The organism is Streptomyces katrae, from assembly GCF_000966975.1.
Taxonomy (GTDB): domain Bacteria; phylum Actinomycetota; class Actinomycetes; order Streptomycetales; family Streptomycetaceae; genus Streptomyces; species Streptomyces katrae.
This window is the reverse complement of sequence record NZ_JZWV01000889.1, coordinates 1-870: the sequence shown is the minus strand read 5'-3', so window position 1 is coordinate 870 and position 870 is coordinate 1. Positions and strand designations below refer to the sequence as shown.

The 870-nt window shown below is 74.5% G+C and carries 2 protein-coding genes; both read right to left on the bottom strand.

Annotated elements, in window-relative coordinates; genetic code table 11:
- A partial coding sequence (locus tag VR44_RS28930) for a thioesterase II family protein (protein WP_052713877.1) occupies positions 1-599 on the bottom strand: 599 nt, incomplete at its 3' end.
- Positions 596-870, bottom strand: a 275-nt coding sequence (locus VR44_RS28925) for an acyl carrier protein (RefSeq protein ID WP_045950568.1), incomplete at its 5' end; no start/stop codon positions are given. The genes VR44_RS28930 and VR44_RS28925, both read right to left, overlap by 4 nt.

Below are 870 nucleotides of genomic sequence, written 5' to 3'. Positions count from 1 at the left end.
CCGAGCACGGTCGCCGGCACCGGCACGGGAGCGGCCGCGACCGGCCGGTACGTCTCGATGACCTCGTAGTCGGCCCGGAAGTACGGCAGCACCATCGCGCGCAGTTCCGGATGCTCGCGCAGCTCTGCCGGGACTCCGCCGTGACGCCCGTCCATGACGTCCAGGAACTCCTCCTCGGGCAGGTCGTGGATGCGGCCCCGGTACGAGACCAGGCCGGGCGCGGGCCGGGCGGAGAGGAACAGGTGCCGCGGCACGGGCCCGCCCGCCTCCGTCAGCGCCCGGGCCAGCTCGAAGGCGACCAGCGCGCCGAAGCTGTGCCCGAAGAACACCATGGGCAGGTCCGTCTCCAGCTGCCCGGCCAGTTCCTCCACGAGCGGGCGCATGCGGGTGTGCGCAGGCTCCTTGATCCGCGCCCCGCGGCCGGGGAGCTGTACGGCGCACACGTCGACGTCCTCGGGGAGGTAGCGGTGCCACCGCGCGAACTCGGAGGCGGACCCGCCCGCGTGGTGGAAGCAGTACAGCCGCAGCCGGGCCCGCTCGCGGTGCTCCCCGCGGACGGACCAGCGCGGTTCCGCGTCGCCGCGCACGGGCGCGCTCATCGGGTTCCCTCCGTCCGGCCGCGCAGCTGGGCGGCCAGCGCCGAGATCGTCGGGAACTCGAAGAGCATGCCGATGCTCAGCTCGACGCCCAGCCGGTCCCGGACCTCCGCGATCAGGCCGACGGCGCTGAGCGAGTCCCCGCCGAGGTCGAAGAAGTCCGCGCCGTGGTCGATGGAACTCATGCCGAGGGCAGCCCGCCAGGTCTCCTCCAGCAGCTCGGCGATGTCCGGAGCACCGTCCCCGCCCCGGCCGCCGGCGGCCGGTACGGGGA